General features: G+C 49.1%; 19 protein-coding genes. 4 read left to right on the top strand and 15 right to left on the bottom strand.

Annotated features, from left to right (window positions below; all coding sequences use genetic code 11):
• Positions 1–135: 135 nt before the first annotated feature.
• The 3 genes from F5971_RS18420 to F5971_RS14945 all read right to left on the bottom strand — a co-directional run bounded on the left by F5971_RS18420 (position 136) and on the right by F5971_RS14945 (position 3,342).
• Entirely contained in the window at positions 136–987 is an 852-nt protein-coding gene (locus F5971_RS18420) for a nucleoside 2-deoxyribosyltransferase (RefSeq protein ID WP_223116336.1), read from the bottom strand.
• A gap of 199 nt (positions 988–1,186) precedes the next feature.
• Positions 1,187–2,725, bottom strand: a complete 1,539-nt coding sequence (locus F5971_RS14950; protein WP_193495732.1) for an IS1182 family transposase — start codon at positions 2,723–2,725, stop codon at positions 1,187–1,189.
• Positions 2,726–2,868: 143 nt separating this feature from the next.
• Positions 2,869–3,342 carry a hypothetical protein gene (locus tag F5971_RS14945; protein WP_193495730.1) on the bottom strand — a complete coding sequence of 158 codons (474 nt, stop codon included), beginning with the start codon at positions 3,340–3,342 and terminating at the stop codon, positions 2,869–2,871.
• Between the two features lie 413 nt (positions 3,343–3,755).
• On the opposite strand from F5971_RS14945, the gene F5971_RS14940 reads away from it, so the two are divergent.
• Positions 3,756–4,559, top strand: coding sequence for an inositol monophosphatase family protein (locus F5971_RS14940; protein ID WP_036508483.1), 804 nt, complete (start codon positions 3,756–3,758; stop codon positions 4,557–4,559).
• A 76-nt stretch (positions 4,560–4,635) separates the two neighbouring features.
• Here the strand turns inward: F5971_RS14940 and F5971_RS14935 are convergent, their stop codons facing one another.
• The 11 genes from F5971_RS14935 to F5971_RS14885 all read right to left on the bottom strand — a co-directional run bounded on the left by F5971_RS14935 (position 4,636) and on the right by F5971_RS14885 (position 17,298).
• A complete protein-coding gene (locus F5971_RS14935) occupies positions 4,636–5,937 on the bottom strand; it encodes an adenylosuccinate synthase (RefSeq protein ID WP_193495728.1) in 1,302 nt (433 codons plus the stop codon).
• Positions 5,938–5,974: 37 nt separating this feature from the next.
• Positions 5,975–7,147: an ATP phosphoribosyltransferase regulatory subunit gene (locus F5971_RS14930; protein WP_193495725.1), complete on the bottom strand. Its 1,173-nt coding sequence runs from the start codon at positions 7,145–7,147 to the stop codon at positions 5,975–5,977.
• Between the two features lie 98 nt (positions 7,148–7,245).
• Positions 7,246–8,118 (bottom strand): protease modulator HflC, encoded by an 873-nt coding sequence (hflC, locus tag F5971_RS14925; protein WP_193495723.1) that lies wholly within the window; start codon positions 8,116–8,118, stop codon positions 7,246–7,248.
• Complete coding sequence (gene hflK / locus F5971_RS14920) at positions 8,118–9,329, bottom strand: FtsH protease activity modulator HflK (RefSeq protein ID WP_036508472.1); 1,212 nt, start codon at positions 9,327–9,329, stop codon at positions 8,118–8,120. Before hflK ends, hflC begins: the two co-directional genes overlap by 1 nt.
• A 67-nt stretch (positions 9,330–9,396) precedes the next feature.
• Positions 9,397–10,701, bottom strand: a complete 1,305-nt coding sequence (hflX, locus tag F5971_RS14915) for a ribosome rescue GTPase HflX (protein ID WP_036508470.1) — start codon at positions 10,699–10,701, stop codon at positions 9,397–9,399.
• A gap of 9 nt (positions 10,702–10,710) precedes the next feature.
• Positions 10,711–10,950 (bottom strand): RNA chaperone Hfq, encoded by a 240-nt coding sequence (hfq, locus tag F5971_RS14910; RefSeq protein ID WP_036508467.1) that lies wholly within the window; start codon positions 10,948–10,950, stop codon positions 10,711–10,713.
• A 124-nt stretch (positions 10,951–11,074) separates the two neighbouring features.
• Positions 11,075–12,019, bottom strand: coding sequence for a tRNA (adenosine(37)-N6)-dimethylallyltransferase MiaA (miaA, locus tag F5971_RS14905; protein ID WP_036508454.1), 945 nt, complete (start codon positions 12,017–12,019; stop codon positions 11,075–11,077).
• On the bottom strand, positions 12,019–13,929 hold the full coding sequence (gene mutL / locus F5971_RS14900) for a DNA mismatch repair endonuclease MutL (RefSeq protein WP_193495721.1): 1,911 nt from the start codon (positions 13,927–13,929) through the stop codon (positions 12,019–12,021). The genes miaA and mutL overlap by 1 nt, the downstream gene beginning before the upstream one ends.
• Entirely contained in the window at positions 13,929–15,293 is a 1,365-nt protein-coding gene (locus F5971_RS14895) for an N-acetylmuramoyl-L-alanine amidase (RefSeq protein WP_081763730.1), read from the bottom strand. The genes mutL and F5971_RS14895 overlap by 1 nt, the downstream gene beginning before the upstream one ends.
• Positions 15,294–15,302: 9 nt before the next feature.
• Complete coding sequence (tsaE, locus tag F5971_RS14890; protein WP_246187820.1) at positions 15,303–15,776, bottom strand: tRNA (adenosine(37)-N6)-threonylcarbamoyltransferase complex ATPase subunit type 1 TsaE; 474 nt, start codon at positions 15,774–15,776, stop codon at positions 15,303–15,305.
• Positions 15,769–17,298 carry an NAD(P)H-hydrate dehydratase gene (locus tag F5971_RS14885; protein WP_246187819.1) on the bottom strand — a complete coding sequence of 510 codons (1,530 nt, stop codon included), beginning with the start codon at positions 17,296–17,298 and terminating at the stop codon, positions 15,769–15,771. Before F5971_RS14885 ends, tsaE begins: the two co-directional genes overlap by 8 nt.
• 59 nt (positions 17,299–17,357) lie before the next feature.
• On the opposite strand from F5971_RS14885, the gene queG reads away from it, so the two are divergent.
• A complete protein-coding gene (gene queG, locus F5971_RS14880; protein WP_246187818.1) occupies positions 17,358–18,467 on the top strand; it encodes a tRNA epoxyqueuosine(34) reductase QueG in 1,110 nt (369 codons plus the stop codon).
• On the opposite strand, the gene orn is transcribed toward queG, so the two are convergent.
• Positions 18,457–18,999: an oligoribonuclease gene (gene orn, locus F5971_RS14875; protein WP_193495714.1), complete on the bottom strand. Its 543-nt coding sequence runs from the start codon at positions 18,997–18,999 to the stop codon at positions 18,457–18,459. The two genes, queG and orn, sit on opposite strands and share 11 nt — an antisense overlap.
• A 96-nt stretch (positions 19,000–19,095) precedes the next feature.
• Here orn and rsgA point away from each other — a divergent pair, with 96 nt between their 5' ends.
• Both rsgA and F5971_RS14865 read left to right on the top strand, forming a co-directional pair.
• Positions 19,096–20,121 carry a small ribosomal subunit biogenesis GTPase RsgA gene (gene rsgA, locus F5971_RS14870; protein WP_193495711.1) on the top strand — a complete coding sequence of 342 codons (1,026 nt, stop codon included), beginning with the start codon at positions 19,096–19,098 and terminating at the stop codon, positions 20,119–20,121.
• 36 nt (positions 20,122–20,157) lie between these two features.
• A complete protein-coding gene (locus tag F5971_RS14865) occupies positions 20,158–21,780 on the top strand; it encodes an HDOD domain-containing protein (RefSeq protein WP_193495709.1) in 1,623 nt (540 codons plus the stop codon).
• The last annotated feature ends 1 nt before the right edge of the window (position 21,781 follow it).

Here is a 21,781-nt window from a genome sequence, read left to right as displayed (position 1 = left end):
AAGCCATTCACAGCCAACGATGACAGACGAAGTAGGATCACTGGCTCAGGGACTTGATATTGGCCGCTAACGCGGCCAATAAAAAACTAATGCCTATTGACAAGGTTTGGGCTCATAGGTGTTATGTGAGACTCGCTAGAACGGGAACTCATCACACACAACATCAAGTGATAACTCATAATCAAAGTTTCCCTCTGATGTAACCAGTCTCAATATTGTTCGACCAGAAACCCTATACTCATTTTTTATCTCTTCTCCCTTATGAGCGAATGCCAAGTACTTAGCACCTGAAAACTTGAGTTGCGCCCATGAATTTTTATGGAGCTTTCTTAACGGCGGAGTAATGAAATGACGCTTTCCAAAATCCGGAATGTCAGACTCTGTTGATGGACATTCTTTGCCATCTTGCTCTAGCGTCCACCCCTTTGTTGAGTAGAAATAAATAGCTTCAATCTCTGCTGATGTTTTAGCGGAATCATTTAGCAGATCAATTTTAAATTCTATTTTTCCTTTTGCTGAACTTTTGGTCTTTTCCAGCTCGCCGTATAGGTTTTTTAAGTTAACCTTTATATGACTAGCCTTCACATTTTCAATTTGTTTCTTTGCCCATGAAAGCTCATCAGTCAGCATGGCCCTAAGATTCGAAATAGAATCGCCATAGACAATATGCCGGTGATGCTTTAAATCAAAAGGAATGTCATTTGTGTCGCTAGTTAAGAGAAGGCATATTTTTTCTTTGGCGTGCGCATACCCAACCTCATAAAATACATTGGGGTTTTGTCCAGACATGTCTGCAACAATTATGTCAGCGGCGTCAATCTGCCTATAGATACGTTCAAGAATTCCTTCCTGGAATATTTGCTCGTCAACTCTTTCTGCAACGATATCTAGTTGCGCAGCCGTTTCTTTGATGCCCATTTTATATATATCATCAAATGATTTATCAAATGGCATCAAGACAAATGCAAAAATATTATCAGAGCTCAAATTGCCTCCCTTTTCACATAACGAGCCTGTCGAATTAGACATTTTGAAATCAAAATACCCAGCATCAACAGCCCGCCCTTTACTATAATCTTTATTTACCGCCCAAATCGATGATCTGAATCACCTATTCAAACAACCTACACTCTATAACTCATGGGCTTCAAGGTTACTTTACCCTCAATTCTTGAGTTTCAGCTCATTATTGCCCCTGTGTCGCTATTTTCTCGATATTGTGCACCATGCAGTACATTAACCACTGCGCATTGACCTTGGTTTTGCCCCTTAAGGTAAATCGATTCAGTCCCTTGTTGCTTTCCAGATTGCCAAACACGGGTTCTACCGTGCCCAATCGCTGACTGTAGATATGCCGACCCATCGGGCTGTCTATCTTTTGCTTCATTTTTTCAATAAATCCCGGTGCAGCCTTGCGATCACTCAGTGCAAAGCTCACTTGGCGTCCATCCGTTTGACTCACCCGGCGCAGGCACTGATGCTTTAATGGGCAATCTCGGCAATTCTGTCGATAGCCTTGAAAGCTAATCATGTCTTGGTCAGCAATCTTACCCTTAAAGCGTTTCCACATCGGTTTACCCGCTGGACAACGGCAGGTTTCAGTCACAGGATCATAATCAAAGTCGGCAGGTGTAAAGCGCTTCGCTACCTGACCACCACGCTCTTTACGGCGTTGAGCCTTGGCTTCATTGAAAGTGATCGAGTCTGCAAATCTTGGATCACGTTTACGGAACTGATTATCTGCGATGTAGCCATCAATGCCGTGGCGATAGATCAGCTTCATATTAGCTTCGCTGTGGAAACCACTATCAGCCGTGATCCGTGCGTGTTGCAGGATATGCTCATCTCCTGAGCACTGCTTGAATTGACGCTGGATACCGAACAGCATCGGCTCCAAAGTGTGTTGTTCCTGCCCAGCACCGTAGGCTTCGGCATGTACTATAATCTGGTGTTTGCTGTCCACAGCAGCCACGCCGTTATATCCCTGAATCACACCCTTAGATGTCTTCATCTTGGCACTTTCAGGGTCAGTGATATTGCCTTTAACTGGAGTACCCCGTTGGCCATACCGCTCAGGAGTCGTTGTTAAGTGTTTTTTTATCTTGGCTGAAACCTTTTCAAGCTTCACGATCTGGGCACGTTCACGGTCGGTAACCTCAATGGGTTGATCCTGTTGATCACCCGTTTGATGCGCTTTTAGCATTCGCTCTACGGCGCGATCAATCTTGGCTTTCTTACGATTCAACTCTGCATGTGTGCCACTCCACTCCTTGGCAGCGTTCGAAGGCATCTTGCAGCCATCAATCGCGAACATCTCCCGTCCGATTAGATTTAAGCTATCACACACCATTAGAACGTGCGTGAACAAGGGTGCAATCACTTCATCCATTCGAGAGATGAAATCGGCTAAGGTGCTGTGATGGGGTTGGCTGTCAGCTGACAGTGCCATAAACAAGACATTCTCACGGCAGGCTTGGGCGATCTTGCGGCTGCTGATAATGCCTCTAGAATAAGCGAATAACACGACCTTCAGTAGAATTGCCGGATCATAGGCTGGTGCGCCGTTGTAGTCATTTCGATAGCGAGATTCAAACACGCTGAGGTCTAAATCATTATCCACGACATGATTCAGCGTATATTCGAACGTGCCAGGTTGGATCTGATCCGAAAACCGCAGAGGTATCATCTTGGTTTGGTTGTAATCGTAGTGTTTATACCGCGCCATCCCTTGCCACCTCTGAGGTAAAGTTTAGTTAATTGATTTTAGCCTTCATCTGTCACATAAGCCAAGGGCTCTGGGACTAATCCGACAGTCTCAACGCCGCATTCAGCGGCTTGTCCGCTGTAATGCTTGGTTAGGGATATATCCTAGGCGCTAGCCCAGTTCAGCGTCACGTAGACGTTAAAAATAGACATAGTTAATTCTCCGAACTCTTGCATCTGATCTTGTTGCGAAGGCGCTGCCAAGCTGCTTTCGACGAAAGAGGTAAAATCCGTTACCTTATCATTTATACCCGAATCGACCAGTCGGTGCGCCAATCGATTTCGGGTTTCGTTCAACTTCCTTACCCCGTCCCAAACCCACCGGTCTTCTTCATTTAGCACAAGCAGCGATCTTGCTAGGGCTAGCTTTTGTGAAAACTCCAATCTCGCTTCAGCAATATAGGTGGGTGCTGCGAGCCGCTTTTTGATTATACGGTTTAATGTTTCTTCTACTAGCAAATGCCCTTTCAGAATGCAAAGCTCCGTTTGTTCCTTTCCTGGCATATGTTCAGCAAAAACATCGAAACTTTCCCAGAACTCTTTTGGCTCGAACCCATCCCAATTGCTCTTTGAAACCATCGTATTTATTCCCTAACATTTTAATAACACGCCAACTCGCTTAGCCAGCCCCATTTCCACCCAAAAACCAGACCTAACCAATTGTTTTATAAAAACTATCACCCCAAAAAAAGCGCCCTGCAAAACGAGCCAGCACGGTATTGCAGCGTCACTCAAGCAGGTTATTCTTGGCACTCTATCAATAACACTTTGATCTTAGTATAGATTTTTGGATACTTCCAGATAAAAGCGAGCCACAAATCATCATAGTTTTTAACAATGCGTGCCAATCCATTGGAGGTCGGTTGGCACGCCCGTCACCTAGCCAGAAAAAACCACAACATACGGCCAAAATCGCCTGCATGAATAGATAAGAAATCAACACTGCAGTATACTATCCCTTTCGCTCTTGAATAATTTGGACGCTTACTCTGATGCTACCGATAGTTAATATCGCACTTCGTGCTGCCCGTCTCGGCGGTGAACAAATCGCTCGGGCTATTGAACGCCTAGACCTAATCAAATCCGAACAATCCAGCGTTGCTGAGTTCATTAATGACGTGTGCTGCCAAGCAGAACGAACCATCGTTCAAAGTCTTCAGAAGGCGTATCCACACCACACTGTTAACGCTGAGTTTAGCGGCCACTACAAAGCCACTGGCGACGGCCCCACTCACGTTGAGTGGCAAATCAATCCCGTTGACGGCCTGACGAATTTCTCGAACGCACTTCCTATTTTTGCTTTAAGCCTAACAGGTAGAATCAATGGCCGTATTGAACATGCGGTGATTATCAACCCAATTACAGGCGAAGAATTTACAGCCAGCCGTGGTAGCGGAGCACAGTTAAACGGTCGCAGACTCAGAGTCAGTAGCGCAAAAAACCTGACAGGCTCCTTAATTGGCACAGGTTTCTTTAACCGCAAAAGCGACAAGGCATGGTTCCAGACTCACCAAGCCATTGTCGGCCAAATTATTCATGCAGATGGCAATACCTTCAGCAGTGGCTCCACCTTGCTTAACCTTGCCTACACAGCAGCAGGTCGGCTGGACGGTTTCTTTCAAGCGGGCCTCAACGACTGGGAACAAGAAGCCGGTATCCTGTTAATCCAAGAAGCCGGTGGTTTGATCGGTGACTTTAAAGGTGGCAACCAGCACCTGAAAACAGGCGAGCTTGTGGCGGCCAACCCGAAGATGTTTAAGCAATTGCTGAAAACCGTACAGGTCGGCAACCTATAAGCTCAAACGGTAATATTGAATAAAAAAAGGGGGGCGATACCGATATATCGCCCCCTTTTTTATACGCACTGTTTACTTACGCATCCAAGGCAAATGGATCGCGCAGAACAATGGTTTCATTACGATCTGGGCCTGTGGAAATGATATCCACTGGAGCACCCATCAACACTTCCAAGCGGCTGATGTAAGCACGCGCGTTTTCTGGCAACTGATCCAAGCTTTTGGCTCCGATTGTTGATTCTGTCCAACCCGGCACGCTTTCGTACACAGGGGTGACTTTCTCGTAATCCTCGCTACCACTTAAGGATGTGATCACATTGCCATTCGCATCTTCGTAGCCGATACAGATACGGATCTCGTCAAGCCCATCAAGGACATCAAGCTTAGTGAGGCAGATACCGGATACGGAGTTAATTTCGATGGCATGCTTAAGCGCAACGGCATCAAACCAACCACAGCGACGCGCACGCCCAGTCGTTGATCCAAATTCATGGCCTCGCTCAGCCAAACGCGCACCTGTGTCACAATGCAGTTCGGTTGGGAAGGGACCACCACCGACACGTGTGGTGTACGCCTTGGTAATACCCAGAATGTAATCTAGGTACAAAGGCCCAAATCCACTGCCCGTTGAGGTTCCACCTGCCGTCGTGTTGGACGAGGTGACATAAGGGTAGGTACCGTGATCGATATCCAACAAAGACCCTTGAGCGCCTTCAAACATAATGCTGGCACCCTGACGACGCAAGTCGTGCAGAATCCCGGTCACGTCGGCAATCATTGGCAAGAGTTTGGTTGCCATTTCCATGCACTGGGCATAGACCGCATCAAAACTCACAGGCTCAACTTTGTAGTAGTTTTCAAGCATGAAATTATGATAACTGATCACTTCTTTCAACTTGGTGGCAAAGTTCTCAGGGTCTTTGATATCCCCAAGACGCAAGCCTCTCCGAGCGACTTTGTCTTCATATGCAGGCCCTATCCCACGACCGGTAGTACCGATCTTGGCTTCGCCACGCAATAACTCTCTTGCCTGGTCCAACGCGACGTGACAAGGAAGAATCAAAGGACACGCTGGACTTAAGCGCAAGCGATCACTGACAGGGATCCCCTTCGCTTCCAATCCCGCGATTTCCTTAAGCAAGGCTTCGGGGGATAGTACAACGCCATTACCAATCAAGCACAAAACGTTTTCACGCAGGATACCTGATGGAATCAAATGCAAGACTGTTTTTTTGCCATCAATAACCAGTGTATGACCAGCATTATGACCACCTTGAAAGCGTACAACCGCTGCAATCTTCTCGGTTAGAAGATCAACGATCTTACCCTTTCCTTCATCACCCCACTGGGTGCCCAGCACAACGACATTCTTACCCATTGCTGTCTCGAGTACTCGTTAGTTTCTGTTAAACGGATCAGAGGGCTTGAATCACCCACTCGTTATTAATTTTGACCAGTTGTCGATCACATCCAGCCGGGCGCTCAGATTCATCTAGCGCCTGTATCACCCGATGCCCTTGACGTCGGGCCTGCTCAATTGCTTCATGCAAATCAGCACTCCATACTGAAGGGGCCAAAACCGACGGTTCGATCTTCGCCTTAACACCTGCAACATCCAGGAGCGTTTTAAGATCCGTACTAAAGCCAGTGGCAGGTCGAGCACGACCAAAATCCTGACCTATTTCATCATAACGCCCACCCTTGGCAAGCGCTTGACCAAAACTTGGCGTATAGGCTGCAAAGACCACTCCTGTATGATAGTGGTAACCTCGCAACTCTGCCAAATCAAAATAAAAGCGGGTTTGCGGAAAACGGTTTCGGATCAGTTCAGCCAAATCCGAAAGATATTGGATAGCCTCGGACTCTTCGCTCCAGCCTTCAAATAAACCTGCCGCTTTCTCAAGCACATCAACCGTACCATGCAAGAAAGGTAGCACAGCTAAACGCTCGCGCAAAGACGCTTCAAGGCTCAATTCCGAGAGAAACGCGTCATATTCGGTGAGTGCTTTGCGCTGCAGAAAATCTATAAATTGGCTTTTATCTTCTGCCGAGAGCTTGGCTTTGGCAATCAAAGCGTTAAAGAGCGCGACATGCCCCAAATCAAGTGTAATGGGATCGGAGATACCCGCCACATTGAGGGTTTCGAGCATTAAAGAGATGACTTCAACATCGCTTTCGATACCCGCATGGCCGTATAGCTCTGCGCCCGCCTGCATTGGATTGCGCGTCGCCAGCATATTGGCTGCATGCGTATGCAATACGGAACCGCAATAGCACAACCGGCTGGGTCCTTCCGTCCGTAAACGGTGCGCGTCAATTCTGGCAACTTGAGGCGTAATATCGGCCCTGACACCTAATGAGTGCCCACTCAGACGATCCGTCAGCTTAAACGTATTCAAATCCAGATCATGACCTGTCCCTGTTAACAAGGACTCTAAATGCTCAACCAAGGGTGGCATTACCAAGTCATAACCCCAATTATTATACAAATCCAGCAACCTACGTCGCATCAGTTCTGCCTGACGCGCCTCTGGTGGCAATAATTCTTTGATACCCTCAGGCAGCAGCCATCGATCTGCCAGCGCCATTTACGACCCCCTTTTGTCACAAAAAAAACCGGGCAATGACCCGGTCTTAGAAATCATAACACAAAGCAGGTGGTTTACCCACCTACTTTGGTTGTTGCTTATTGAACGCCAGAGCTTCTCATGTAACGGAAAAACTCACTGGTAGGCTCAAGCACGAGCACATCACCCTGACCACTGAAGGATTCACGGTATGCACCAATACTACGAATGAACGAGTAGAACTCTGGATCTTGACTGAATGCTGACGAATAAATAGCCGCTGCTTCAGCATCCCCTTCACCTCGTAAGATTTCAGACGTGCTGAAAGCATTCGCGGTAATAACGGTACGCTGACGATCAGCATCAGCACGTATCCCTTCCGCCAACTCAAGACCTCTAGCACGCAGCTCACGAGCCAGTCTTAGACGCTCAGAACGCATACGGTCATACACGGAAGTGGATACTTCGGTTGGCAGGTCGATCCGTTTGATACGAATATCAACGATTTCGATACCCAACTCACGCTCAGCCACCACGCTCAACTGACGGTTAACTTGCTCCATCAACTCTTCACGTTCGCCTGAAACCACTTGGTTCAGTGTTCGCTCACCGAACTGGTTACGCAAGTTGGTTTCGATACGGCTCGCCAACAGGCTGTTCGCACGGTTTTCATCACCTGATGTTGCGGTGTAGTAACGTTCTACGTCCTTCACACGCCATTTAATGAACGAATCCACGATCAAACGCTTGGCTTCTAAGGTCAAAAACGCTTGTGGACGTGAATCCAACGTGATCAAACGCGCTTCAAACTTACGGACTGTGTTGACGAATGGAATCTTGAAATGCAGGCCTGGTGCGATATCAGGCTCAACAATTTCACCGAATCGTAACTTAACAGCTCTTTCGGTTTCTTTGACGATATACACGCTTTCAGAAGCCAACCAAACCACAACGAGTGCTAAAACAAGTACAAATACTGAATTAGGTTTCATTATCGACCCTCCCTCATGCTACCTGCACCTGTCGAGCTTTGACGTGTCCGTGAGGCATCAGTTAATGGATCATTCATTTGCCTAAAACCTAAGTCAGAGGCACTGCTACGCGAACTGCTGCTGGGGTTCCCTCTGTTTTCCATCAGCTTATCCAACGGCAAGAACATGAGATTATTACCACCCTCAACATCCATTAACACTTTTGGATTGTTTGTCATCACGCTTTGCATCATATCGATGTATAGACGCTCACGTGTGACATCTGGCTCATTTTGGTATTCAGACAAGAGCGCCAAGAAACGTTGGCTTTCACCCGTTGCTCTGGCGACCACTTCTTCGCGGTACGCGTTCGCTTCTTCGATCATACGCTGGGCAATACCACGCGCTTCAGGAACAACGCTGTTGGCATAGGCCTCAGCTTCGTTCTTGGAACGTTGCTCGTCTTCACGCGCCTTAATAACGTCGTCAAACGCATCCTGAACTTGGCTGGGCGCTTGTGCATTTCGAACGTTAACGCCTGAAATTCGAATACCGGTTTCATAGGCATCCATGTGACGCTGCAGACGCTCTTGCACAGAAATCGCCATCACTTGACGACCTTCCGTCAAAATTTGGTTCATTTCTGATGCACCAACGACCTGACGCAGAGCCGCCTCAGCCGCTTGTCCCAAACTTTCTTGAGGGCTACGCACCTTCAGCAGGAAGTTTTCTGGGTTTTCAGCCACGTATTGAACGCTGATATCCACATCTACGATGTTTTCGTCTTCCGTTAGCATCAACGCACGATGGTCATGAATACGAACTTGAGTGACGTTAATCTTAGAGACGTCGTCAATCAACGGTGGATTCCATTGCAAACCAGGGTTTACAACTGAATGGAATTTACCCAAGCGCAAGACAACACCACGCTCTTGTTGATCAACGGTGTAGAAGCCCATACCGGCCCAAACAACCAAGGCAATCACAGCGACAATACCAAGCAAGCCAAAGCTTCCTTTGTGGGAGCCACCAGAACCACCAGAGGTTCCAGAGCCTCCGCCCTTGCCACCAAAAATACCGTTTAAACGATCTTGAAGCTTTTGAAGCGCTTCATCAAGATCCGGTGGGCCCTGCTCATTGCCACCACGTTTACCACCGCCGGGATTTTTGTCACCGCCGCCGCTCCACGGATCATGGTTTTTGCCATTTCCGCCAGGCTCATTCCAGGCCATAGTGCTCTCCGCTATAAAACAAAGTTAAAGTTATAATTTTAAAAAGCCCTGCATTCGCATGCAAGGACTACACATAATCGACCGTTTCTGACAAATATCGTTCAAACGGAATCTGCAATCGACTCAACAACTGCCTAAAATCTTTACGCTGAATGCGAACTTTCAGATGCATCTGGCCTTCATCATCGACGGACTCGGATAAAATGGCATTGGCGGCATATAACTGCGCACGGAATTGCCCTTCCGAAGGTGTCAATTTCAACTCACTCTCAAAAACATCATCACTGAGACGTTCGTTGATGGCCTGAAGCAATAGATCGGTACCCGCACCTGTTTGTGCCGACAACCACACGCGAATGGGAACGCCTTCATCATCGCGATCAATTCTCGGCTCGACCTGCTCTAACAAATCGACCTTGTTGTATACAAGCAAGGTAGGGACATCATCTGCGCCTATCTCGGTTAATACATCGTTCACTTGCTCGATGTGAAGCTGACGCTCTTCGTCGTAGCTGTCGATCACATGCAGCAGCAACGTTGCTTCACATGTCTCTTGCAAGGTCGCACGAAAGGCTTCTACAAGTTTGTGCGGTAAGTGCCGAATAAAACCCACCGTGTCAGCCAGAATCGCGGCACCCGCATCATCAAGCTGAATTTTTCGTAAGGTTGGATCCAGGGTTGCGAACAACTGATCAGCTGCATAGACATCTGAGGCTGTCAAACTGTTAAACAAGGTGGACTTACCCGCGTTGGTATATCCGACTAGCGATACCGTTGGAACAGATGCTCGAACGCGCGCACGACGCCCTTGATCACGCTGTTTTCTGACCTTATCTAAACGTTTTAAGATCGATTTCAAACGAACCCGAAGCAAACGACGGTCGGTTTCGAGCTGCGTTTCACCCGGTCCACGCAAACCTATCCCGCCTTTTTGTCGTTCAAGGTGGGTCCAGCCGCGCACGAGTCGTGTCGACATATGCTCAAGCTGAGCCAGCTCAACTTGAAGCTTACCCTCATGCGTACGGGCACGCTGGGCAAATATATCGAGTATCAAGCCTGTTCTGTCCAGAACACGGCACTGAATCTCGCGCTCTAGGTTGCGCTCCTGAGCTGGCGAAAGCGAATGGTTAAAGATGACCAGCTCCGCTTCATACAGCCTGACCATTTCCGCCAACTCTGCAACCTTTCCCTTGCCTAAGAAAAACTTAGGACTGGGATCTGAGCGACTGCCGGTTAAGAAGGCAACCGGATCAGCGCCAGCTGAAAGCGCCAGTTCTTCTAACTCACGAGGACTTTCTGGTTCAGATTCAGAATAAAAATCAATATGCACCAGTATGGCGCGTTCACCCGACTCAGGACGTTCAAAAAACAATCAAATTACTCACTCTTCAATTTTCTCGTCCGGCTGTGGCAACTTGACCGGTCTAGAAGGTACAACGGTTGAGATGGCATGCTTATACACCATCTGGCTGACGGTATTTTTGAGCAGAATAACGAACTGATCAAACGACTCGATTTGTCCTTGGAGCTTGATTCCATTTACCAGGAAAATTGAGACGGGAACCCGTTCTTTGCGCAAAACATTAAGGTAAGGGTCTTGTAATGATTGCCCTTTTGACATGGGTATCTCCTTTACTGAAACATTCAGTCTTTTAAAATAATTATGGTTAGCATAGTCTGCACAGATTGCTTACGTGTTTCACGCATCTCTCTGGCGCTATTAAAAATTAACGCAAAGCATCTCATTATATAATGGCTTGCTGGATCAACTTCAAGGCATTCGGCAATATATTCTCATTTACACCGTCAAGCACATGCAGATCATCCCAACTTCTTAGCCATGTATACTGACGTTTTGCCAGTTGCCGAGTGGCTACTATACTCTTTTCTCTCATGTCCTTATACCCTAACTCACCATCAAGATACTGCCACATTTGGCGATAGCCAACGGCACGAATGGATGGCATGCTCGGATGCAAATCTTGTCGCTCAAACAAGGATCGAACTTCTGTTTCAAAACCCTGTTCTAACATCTTATCAAAACGCTGTTCTATGCGCTTATGCAAAATCGACCTATCTTGCGGCATCAAAGCCAACGACAGGTAACGAAACGGCAATTCAACCTCGGCTTGTTGAGCCCATAACGACGTCATTGACTGACCACTAAGCAAACACACTTCTAACGCTCTTTGCACTCTTTGAGAATCCGACGGATGCAGACGCTCAGCGGCCACTGGATCGAGCTGCGCCAACTGTGCATGCAAACTTTCGATACCCTCTTGCTGGATACGTGCTTCTAACTCTGTTCGGAGCACTGGATCGGCATCGGGTAAAGTGGCCATTCCTTTAATCAGTGCATTAAAGTACATCATCGTACCGCCCACTAAGATAGGCAGTCGTTGATTGGCAAGGGCGTCGTCGATACAGGCGAGTGCATCCTCCCTAAAGGTCGCCGCCGAATAGGATTCGGCAGGATCCATAATGTCCACCAACCGATGCGGATAGGCACTTAACACCTCGGGTTCGGGCTTGGCCGTTCCAATATCCATGCCTTTGTAAATCAATGCAGAGTCTACACTAATCAAGCTGGCTGGCAGATGATCAGCAATCCGCATGGCTAAATCGGTTTTACCTGAGGCGGTTGGCCCCATCAACATCACAACCAAGGGCTTTGCCTTGTCCATCGACATTACTGCCCCCGTAAAAAAAGCTTATCAAGATCAGACAGACTCAACGCCGTCCAAGTGGGACGACCATGGTTACACTGCCCGCTGCGTTCGGTGACTTCCATATCACGCAACAGCGCATTCATTTCAGCAATCGACAATTGTCGATTGGCACGAACTGCACTATGACAGGCCATTGTCCCAAGAAGTTCATTTATTTGATTTTCAATGCGCTGACTGCGTCCCTGATGCAACAAGTCCGACAACACATCGAGCACCAGACGTTGCACATCGGCCTTTGCAAAATACACTGGCACTTCACGAATAACCAAGGTTTCGGCCGCCAAACGCTGCAACACAAAGCCTAAGCGCTTAAAGAGCTCTAAAGACTCCTCGGCAATATCCGCTTCCTTCTGACTGACATGAATGGACACCGGCACTAACAAAGGCTGACTTCGCAGAGGTTCATCCTGCAGGGTGAGTTTCATGCGTTCATAGACAATACGCTCATGGGCGGCATGCATATCAACAATAATCAGACCTTGCTCATTCTGAGCCAAAATATACACGCCCTTAAGCTGGGCAAGTGCGTAGCCCAGCGGCGGCACATCTGAAGAGTCCGCCGTTTGAACTGTCGCGCTGGGTTGAACCTCTGCAATCTGTCCCTCCGTGTCCGGGTATAGCTGGCGATATTGCTCAATCTGAGACCTTACATCTCGCCCCGAAAAAGAGGTCGACGAGGTGGGACGCGTCGGCGCATGCAAAGGCATTTGCCCTTGAGTATAACTGGGTGACTCGACTGGCCGGACCGGAGGTGCTTGAGTGGGCGTGGAACCACCGCGATCAAGAGCAGCGCCCCCTAGAGGGATTTCGTGTGAGCTGATCTGTGCCTGTCCATCAGGGCGCATATCCGCGATCACTCGATGCAAGGATCTGAAAATAAAATCGTGCACCAAACGGCTTTCTCTAAAACGCACTTCATGCTTGGTCGGATGCACATTGACATCCACCCAGGCAGGGTCTAATTCAAAGAAGAGTACAAATGCGGGATGACGTCCTCCGTACAGGACATCCTGATAGGCTTGCCGAACGGCATGATTCACCACTTTATCGCGAATAATACGTCCGTTGACAAAAAAGTACTGCTGATCCGGCTGGCTGCGCGAGTGCGTGGGCTGTGTCACCCAACCATAGAGTCTCAAGCCGGACGATTCAGCCGCCATGTCCACCACTAGAGCATGCTCAATAAAAGCAGGCCCGAGTAAGGTTGCTAAACGCTTTTCGCGCTCAAAGTCGGTGGTTGCAGGCTTCAATTGGTAGAGTGACTTTGCGTTATGTGTGAGACTGAAGCCCACATCAAAACGGCTCAACGCCAAACGTCTAACCACCTCTTCTAAATGGCCGAACTCCGTTTTTTCGGTTTTTAGAAACTTTCGGCGCGCGGGGGTATTAAAAAACAAATCACCCACTTCAACCGTCGTGCCCACTGGGTGCGCGGCTGGCATTAAGATCGGCTCCATGTCTCGACCTTCGGCCTTTACCGACCACGCGCTGTCTTGGCCCTCTGGACGCGATGTGAGGGTTAAACGCGCAACAGAGCTGATACTGGCCAGCGCCTCGCCACGAAAGCCCAAACTGAGCACGGCTTCAAGATCGTCCAACACTTTAATTTTAGAGGTTGCATGGCGACTCAGCGCCAAGGCCAAATCCTCCTGCGCAATGCCGCAACCGTCGTCTCGAATCCGAATTCGTTTAACGCCACCTTGCTCGGCCTCTAATGAGACCTGGCTTGCACCTGCATCAAGGCTGTTCTCAAGCAGTTCTTTTACCACGGACGCGGGACGCTCTACGACCTCTCCCGCTGCAATTTGGTTCGCAAGCTGCGCCGATAAAAGCTCAATCGGCGCAGGCTGCTTCTTAATTAAAACGCTCATTAACTTGCTGGAATCCTTAGGACTTGGCCCACGCGTATTTGATCACCCCTGATTTGGTTGGCCTCTCTTAACGCTGCAACCGACACTCCATTTCTCACCGCTATAACAGACAACGTATCCCCAGGTTGGACACGGTGGGTTCGGTTTTGCCCCGCAACCATTGCGCCACCCTGATTTTTTCGGGAAGCGATTAAGGTCATATCCGGTGGACGCTGCCAAAAATACTCCGAAATCCCATCAAAAATCGCTTTCGCCATGCGTTGTTGATAGGCAGGGGTTCTGAGCTGTGTTTCTTCTTGCGGGTTGGTAATGAAGCCTGTTTCGATCAAAATAGATGGAATATCGGGGGATCTGAGCACCGCGAAGGCTGCCATTTCAACATTTGGCTTGTGCATGCGGGCAAAATTGGCCATATTCCGGTGGATAATGCCAGCCACGTCACGGCTGCCAGTACGACTGGCCGTCATGGACATATCCAACAAAACGCTGGCCAGTACATCATCTTTATCATCAAGACTCACGCTGCCGACGCCGCCAATTAAATCCGAGCTGTTTTCACGACTGGCCAACCAGCGTCCCATCTCGCTACTTGCCCCTCTCTCAGACAACACCCACACGGACGCACCGCGCGCTGTAGGACTGTGCCATCCATCGGCATGAATTGAGACAAACAAATCCGCATTCGCACGGCGCGCACGGATGGTTCGATCACGAAGACTCACAAAGTAATCCCCATCGCGAATCATCACCGCCCGGTAGCCCGGCTCGGCATCGATGAGTTTTTTGAGTTCTCGACCTATCGCCAACACTATGTCTTTCTCTCGGGTACGATTAGGTCCAATTGCACCCGGATCTTCGCCACCGTGTCCAGGATCAATCGCAATGACGATATCACGCAGTCCTGCTGAAGCCGCCGTTGGCACAGAGGGCGCTGGAGCGGCGCGAACCGCGACCTGAGACTTAACAATCGGTTCTAAGTCGACCACTAAACGATGTCCATATTGCTCATTCGGACGTAGCTCAAAGCTCTTGGGCCTCACTTGTTCACGAATATCCAGCACTATGCGTAAGGTGGTACCCGATTGGCTATGGCGAATCCGCTCAACTGGGCTTTTATCCGAGGCCAACTCACTCAACGAGGCATTTAATGTGGCATTTTCAATATCCAACACTATGCGATCCGGGTTATCCAACGCAAAAAGCTTGTGTTGGATTGGCCCTGATAAATCAAAGACTAAGCGAGTATTGTCCGGTGCTAACCACGTCCGTACGCCCTGCACTTGCACGTTGGCAAATGCATGCAGAGGCAGCAATAACGCCACACAGACAAGACTACAAAGCTTGTAGAGAGTATTTACTTTCACAATGAGCGCTTACCCTTTCAATTCATTTACTATTCTATCGGCTATCATACACCCTTTCTGAGTGTTTTTTGACCATTTAATACGACGTCCTTGCTCAAATATCTCTATAAAAATTTCAAGATCTGCTGGGGGTAGAATTCCCTGCCCCCGCTCGGGCCACTCAATCAGACACAAGGCATCGTCTACCAGATAATCCCGGATTCCCAGAAACTCAAGCTCTTCAGGGTCACCTAACCGATACAAATCAAAATGGTACACGCATTTATTTTGAAATTCATAAGGCTCAACCAGCGTATAGGTTGGACTCTTAACCGCACCTGTATGCCCAAATGCCTGGATGACACCTCGACACAAGGTTGTTTTACCCATCCCCAAATCTCCGTGTAAAAACACGATTCCACCGTCAACTGCTGCATTTGCCAACACCTGCCCGAAAGCCACCGTCTGTTGATCATCTGCCGCGATAAATGTATTCTCAGACACGTTCACCCAACTCCAACCCATTGACAACACACTTAATTTGGTTAAATAAATCCGTCGCTCTCAGACCTCGCTGCCCACTCTGCAAGGCACATAGATCGGCCGATCTCGCATGGGTATAAACCCCTAAACGAGCCGCATCGACTGGCGACAATCCCTGCGCAAGAAATGCCGCGATAATGCCTGACAACACATCACCCATTCCACCGGATGCCATGCCTGGATTGCCTTCGGCACAGACATGCACGACATCTCCGTCGAAGATCACAGTTCCTGCACCTTTCAAGACAATCACACCACCAAAACGTTCATACAGCAAGCGCACTGCATCAAAGCGGTTGTCTTGAACATCAGCGACTGAGCAGTCCAGCAATTGAGCGGCCTCACCTGGATGAGGCGTTAAGACTCTCGCACGTGCTTGCGCTGGAGAATGACGATACGGCTGCAGGTATTTTAACGCGTCCGCATCGATCACAGAGGGATGCGGACGGCTCATGACCGCCTGTGCCAATTGATCAGCCCAAGCACTGCTGCCAAGCCCTGGCCCCAACACAACCACACTGGCGCGATCTAGCATAGGCTGAAGACGTGCCGAGGCATCCACCCCCAACACCATCACTTCAGGCGTACGCGCCAAGGCGGCACTCACATGAGCCGAGCGCGTCGCCAATGACACTAAGCCACTGCCTGACCGCAGCGCCGCTTCGGCAGCCATCATTGCAGCACCGCCCATGCCATGATCCCCACCCACAACCAACACATGCCCGTAATGCCCTTTGTGGGCTGACAAGGGGCGTGCGGGCAACAAGTCTGATAAATCCTCTGCATCGGTTCTAAACCCACTCACAGGGATTTGTTCATAGAGTTCCTCCGGCACCATTAAGCTGTCGAATAACAGCTCGCCCCGCACATCCGGCCCCTGATGCGTCAACAAGCCCTGTTTTAATCCAATAAAGGTCAGGGTGAGCGATGCGGCTATCGTCTCCCCCATGCATTTCCCCGTATCACTGCACAAACCAGACGGGATATCGACAGACACCACCGGACGGTGACAGGCATTGATTTTTGCAATCGCTTCTCGCACAGCGCCGCGAACCTCGCCCTGGATTCCGGTACCTAAAATCGCATCCACGATCAGTTCGCCCGTAAATTCCACCATTGGACTCCAGGGGCGCGTCACCACGCCTAACGCATTCGCCCATTCCCAAGCTTGCAAGGCTTCCCCTTGCAGTTGCTCATGATAAGGCGTAATACCTAGCGTCAACACCTGAACCTGCCAACCTTGCTGAAACGCCAACCCCGCAACAATCAGGCCGTCACCGCCATTATTGCCTGTACCACACACAAGGGTTAAACGATTGACATCCGGCCACCGTCTTCGGATTTCAGCAAAAACAGCATGCCCCGCTCTCTGCATCAACCGAAAACCCGGGATGCCATATTCCGTAATTGCAGTATGATCCAACGCACGACACTGCTCAGCCGTGTATAATGTGTTGGGCAATCGGGTTCGCTGGGCGCTCATATCGCTCAAGCCTCCTGAGTAATCTATCGATATATTGACATGCATAGCAGACGGAACCAGTGATTTCAGCTTCTTTACATCAAGACTTGACCAACGATTTAGCTCAATTAGCAGATCAAATAAAAATCTGGGCGTCTGAAATCGGCTTTCAAGGCTGCGCAATTACGGGCACAGACTTATCTCAAGAACAGACGTCGCTAACTGAGTGGTTGGACCAAGGCATGCATGGCGAGATGCACTACCTGTCTGAGAATATTGAAAAGCGCTTAGATGCATCCTTATTAGTGCCGGGCACTCAACGCATTATTAGCGTTAGAATGGATTATTTACCTGCTGATATCAAAACGCTTGAACTGCTCTCTCAACCCGACAAAGCATACATTGCGCGCTACACTCTGGGTAGAGACTATCATAAACTGATTCGCCAACGCCTCAAGCAACTCGGCAACAAAATTCAAACATCCACAGGCCATGAAGTGTCGTTTCGCCCGTTTACAGACAGCGCACCTGTTCTGGAACGTCCGATTGCACGAAATGCTGGCCTTGGTTGGATAGGAAAACACACCTTACTGCTCAACCGAAAAGCCGGGTCTTGGTTTTTTTTGGGTGAGTTATTTATCAACATCCCCTTACCAATTGACCCTCCCGAAACAGAGCAACACTGTGGACGCTGCACGGCCTGTTTGGACATTTGCCCTACTCGCGCCTTCCCTAAGCCTTACGTTTTGGATGCCAGACGCTGTATTTCTTACTTAACCATCGAGTACCGCGGCAGCATCCCTACAGAGCTTCGCCCCTTAATGGGCAACCGTATTTTTGGATGCGATGACTGCCAACTCGTGTGCCCGTGGAATCGGTTTGCCAAACACAGCCAAGAGGATGACTTTAAACCCAGACACGGACTCGACGACATCGAACTCATCGAGCTGTTTGAATGGGATGAAGCCACATTTTTAAAACGCACTGAGGGCTCAGCCATCCGCCGAACTGGCTTTGAAGGCTGGCAGCGAAACATTGCCGTCGCACTGGGCAACAGCTCCGGCAACCCTCGCATTATAAAAGCCTTAAACGAGCGCTATCCCCTTGCCTCTCCCTTGGTACAAGAGCATATTGAATGGGCGCTCAACGAACTGGCGTCTAAAGCCCCCAAACCCGACCTTATAACCTAAAAAAATGACGGCGATAGTAGCGCAGCTCTTCAATGGATTCGCGAATGTCGTCCAGGGCCAAATGCGTTCCCTTTTTCTTAAACCCATCCATGATGGAAGGCTTCCAACGTTTTGCCAGCTCCTTGATTGAGCTCACATCTAAATTACGGTAATGGAAGTGCGCTTCGAGGTCTGGCATGTACTTACACAAAAAGCGGCGGTCCTGCCCAATGCTATTACCACACATAGGCGAAGCCCCTTTTGTGGAATGCGCACTCAAGAAACTGAGCATTTGCTCTTGCGCCATGCTCTCGGTGGTTTGACTCTCTCTCACACGCTGCGTCAAACCTGACTGCCCATGCTGGCGCGTACACCATTCATCCATCTGGGCTAACAAGGAATCCGGTTGATAGACGGTAATCACTGGGCTTTCAGCAATGAGATTTAAATCGTTATCGGTCACCATTGCCGCCATCTCAATAATACGATCCCGCTCTGGATCCAACCCCGTCATTTCTAAATCGATCCAGAGTAGTGGTTGCTGCTGCGACATGTGTTCGACTCCTGATATAAAGCTGTATATTTATCTAAGATTAGAATACCTTATTCAGACTTTGAAAAATATCGTCAGGAACCAACTTAAACCAGCATGTCCAAACGTAAAGTATCGCGCCGTCAATCATGGCGAATTGAAAAAATCCAAAAAGAGCGTACAGAACGCGCCAATCGACTCGACACGCTCATCGATGAACGCTTGGAAGGCGGTGAGTTAGGCGTTGAACAAAACGGACTCGTCATTTCCCATTTTGGCAAACAACTGGATGTTGAAGCTCTGGACGGGGATGACGCAGGGCGCATTATTCGCTGCCACATGCGCACTCATTTAGGACAGCTTGTAACGGGGGACCGAGTGGTATGGCGTGCCTCCCCTGATGGCGGCGTGGTGGTTGCCGTAAGACCTCGACACAGCCAATTACAAAGACCGAACAATCACGGCGAACTCAAACCGGTTGCGGCCAACATCGACCAAATCATTATCACCTTGGCACCTGAACCCAGAGCACACGCCAACCTGATAGATCGTTACCTGATTGCAGCCGAAATCTCGGGCATTGAACCGATTCTGCTGCTCAACAAGACCGACCTCCTCAACGATCTTAATCGTGCTTGGCTGGAGCCCCTGCTAGCGCTTTATCAAGACATTGGCTATACCATATTGCATGCCTCGACCACTGAACGCCAAGGGCTTGTCGAACTCAAGGCCAGACTTGATGAACGCATTAGCGTATTTGTTGGGCAATCCGGCGTAGGGAAGTCCTCCTTAGTCAATACGCTACTTCCAGGTGTTGACCTGAGAACAGGTGCACTGTCTGAGCAAAGTGGTAAAGGCAAGCATACGACGACAACCGCGCGATTATTTCATTTACCCGACGGCGGTGACTTAATTGACTCGCCGGGCATCCGCGAATTCGCGCTATGGCACATGAGCCCAGATGAGGTTCTTGAGGGCTTTCGGGAATTTGCCCCTTACGTCGGGCATTGCCGCTTTAGGGACTGTCAACACGAGCGCGAACCCGGGTGTGCACTGAAGCAAGCCATTGAGGAAGGCAACATCACCGAGCAACGCTTCCAGAGTTACAAGATGATTCTTAACTCTGTTGATGAAAAACTATAAACTGAGCGATTATGTGCACGAACGGGATCGTCAACTATGAGTAATACAGTGTCGCCAAAAGGCGTAGACGAGTGGCTCTCCTTCTTAGCAGACAAGCCACTCCCCGTCCGTGCTAGCACACTTACCCGACTAAAAAAGGCCTTACACAGCCCTTCCAGCACATTAGTTACCTTGCCGCCCATTATTAGCCATGATCCCGTACTGTGCTTCCATTTATGCTGTGAAGCACAGCGACTGCTGGCAAGCCGTCATGCCAAAGTCACCAGTTTGAGCCATGCTGTGCAGGCACTGGGATTTGACCGAATCGAGCAATTGGTCGCAAGTTTAACCATTTTAAAACTGAACCCAAACAGTACTCCGCAAAAGATGTACTTTAGAGCGATTGCAGACAGCCATCATGCCGCGACGCAAGTGGCGGACTGGTTGCAATTACGCAATGCAAGCTATCGCGAAGAAGCCAAAATGGCCTCTTTATTCTATGGTTTTATTCATTGGCTCATGTGGCTATACGCCCCTTTTCACAAAGAGGCCTATCAAGAAAAAGTGTACAAACACAATCAGGATGTCGTACTCGCAGAGCACGATGTGTTCGGCTGCACCCTGCAAGAACTGGGGCAAAAGCTAGGCGCTCTTTTACATGTACCCGAACTGACACTTGAGGCGTTAAACCACGATTCATCCCCCACGTCCTCATTGCTCGGCCTTTTGCATCTTAAGGCCATGGGAGATGCGCGTTTGGAGATAAAGGACCTTAGAGAAGTTAACCATTTGATTCAACAACCCTTCTTCCCAGTGAAACTGAGCAATTGGCTATCACTCACAACGACAAGGGGGTGGGATAGTGATAAAGCGAAACGGATTTTTGAGATTATCACTGATTACTTGCAACTTCGAGGATACGAAGCACAAGCACGCTTGCACGCCCAATGTGCTGAATCCGCTCGACAGTATCATCTACCCGGCGTCCTATCGCCAGCCACAGAGTTGTTATGGATCAGCTCAACCCCCTATATTCCAGGCTTGTTTTCAATCACAGAAAAGGCACAAACCGAATCACTGTACCCACCCTTTACGATACCCGTATCCACCCCCATACCTCCAACCTCTGAGGTAGACACCACGCAGGAGCGACCTACTCCCGAATTCGCTGATTCCGAACTTTATAAACAGATTGCTACCCAGTTTCACTCAGCCGATAGCGGTTACAGCCGCCCTGCACAGGTCTTAAAGGATTTATTGAAGGGACTAAAGCTAGGGCTGGGACTCGAAAGGGTCTTGTTGCTTTCGGTGGACATCCCCAACAATCGCATCCAAACCAGCTATCAGGTCGGGTTTGGCAAAGACCATGAAGTGGCGGCGTTCGAGATGGCCTATGACATCCCTTCGCTACTGAAACGTCTCTGTGAAAAGCCAGCCAATCACGTGTGTCAAAAGTCAAACCGCCAACAAACACACCAAGCGCTTCCCCATGACTTTTTAAGGCATATTTCGCCGAGTGATTTCATCGTGATGTCGATTTTTTGCAACAAAACCCCTATCGGCATAGTCTATGCTGACAGAATACCGAATTCGCTTGAACTGGAAGACTTTTATTGCGAACGCTTTCGCTATCTGTGCTCCTCAGCGACCCTAGCCATGAAATATATGAAACAGGACTGAA

It is taken from the genome of Nitrincola alkalisediminis, from assembly GCF_009821115.1.
Taxonomy (GTDB): Bacteria; Pseudomonadota; Gammaproteobacteria; order Pseudomonadales; family Balneatricaceae; genus Nitrincola; species Nitrincola alkalisediminis.
This window is presented reverse-complemented; position numbering and strand designations above follow the sequence as displayed.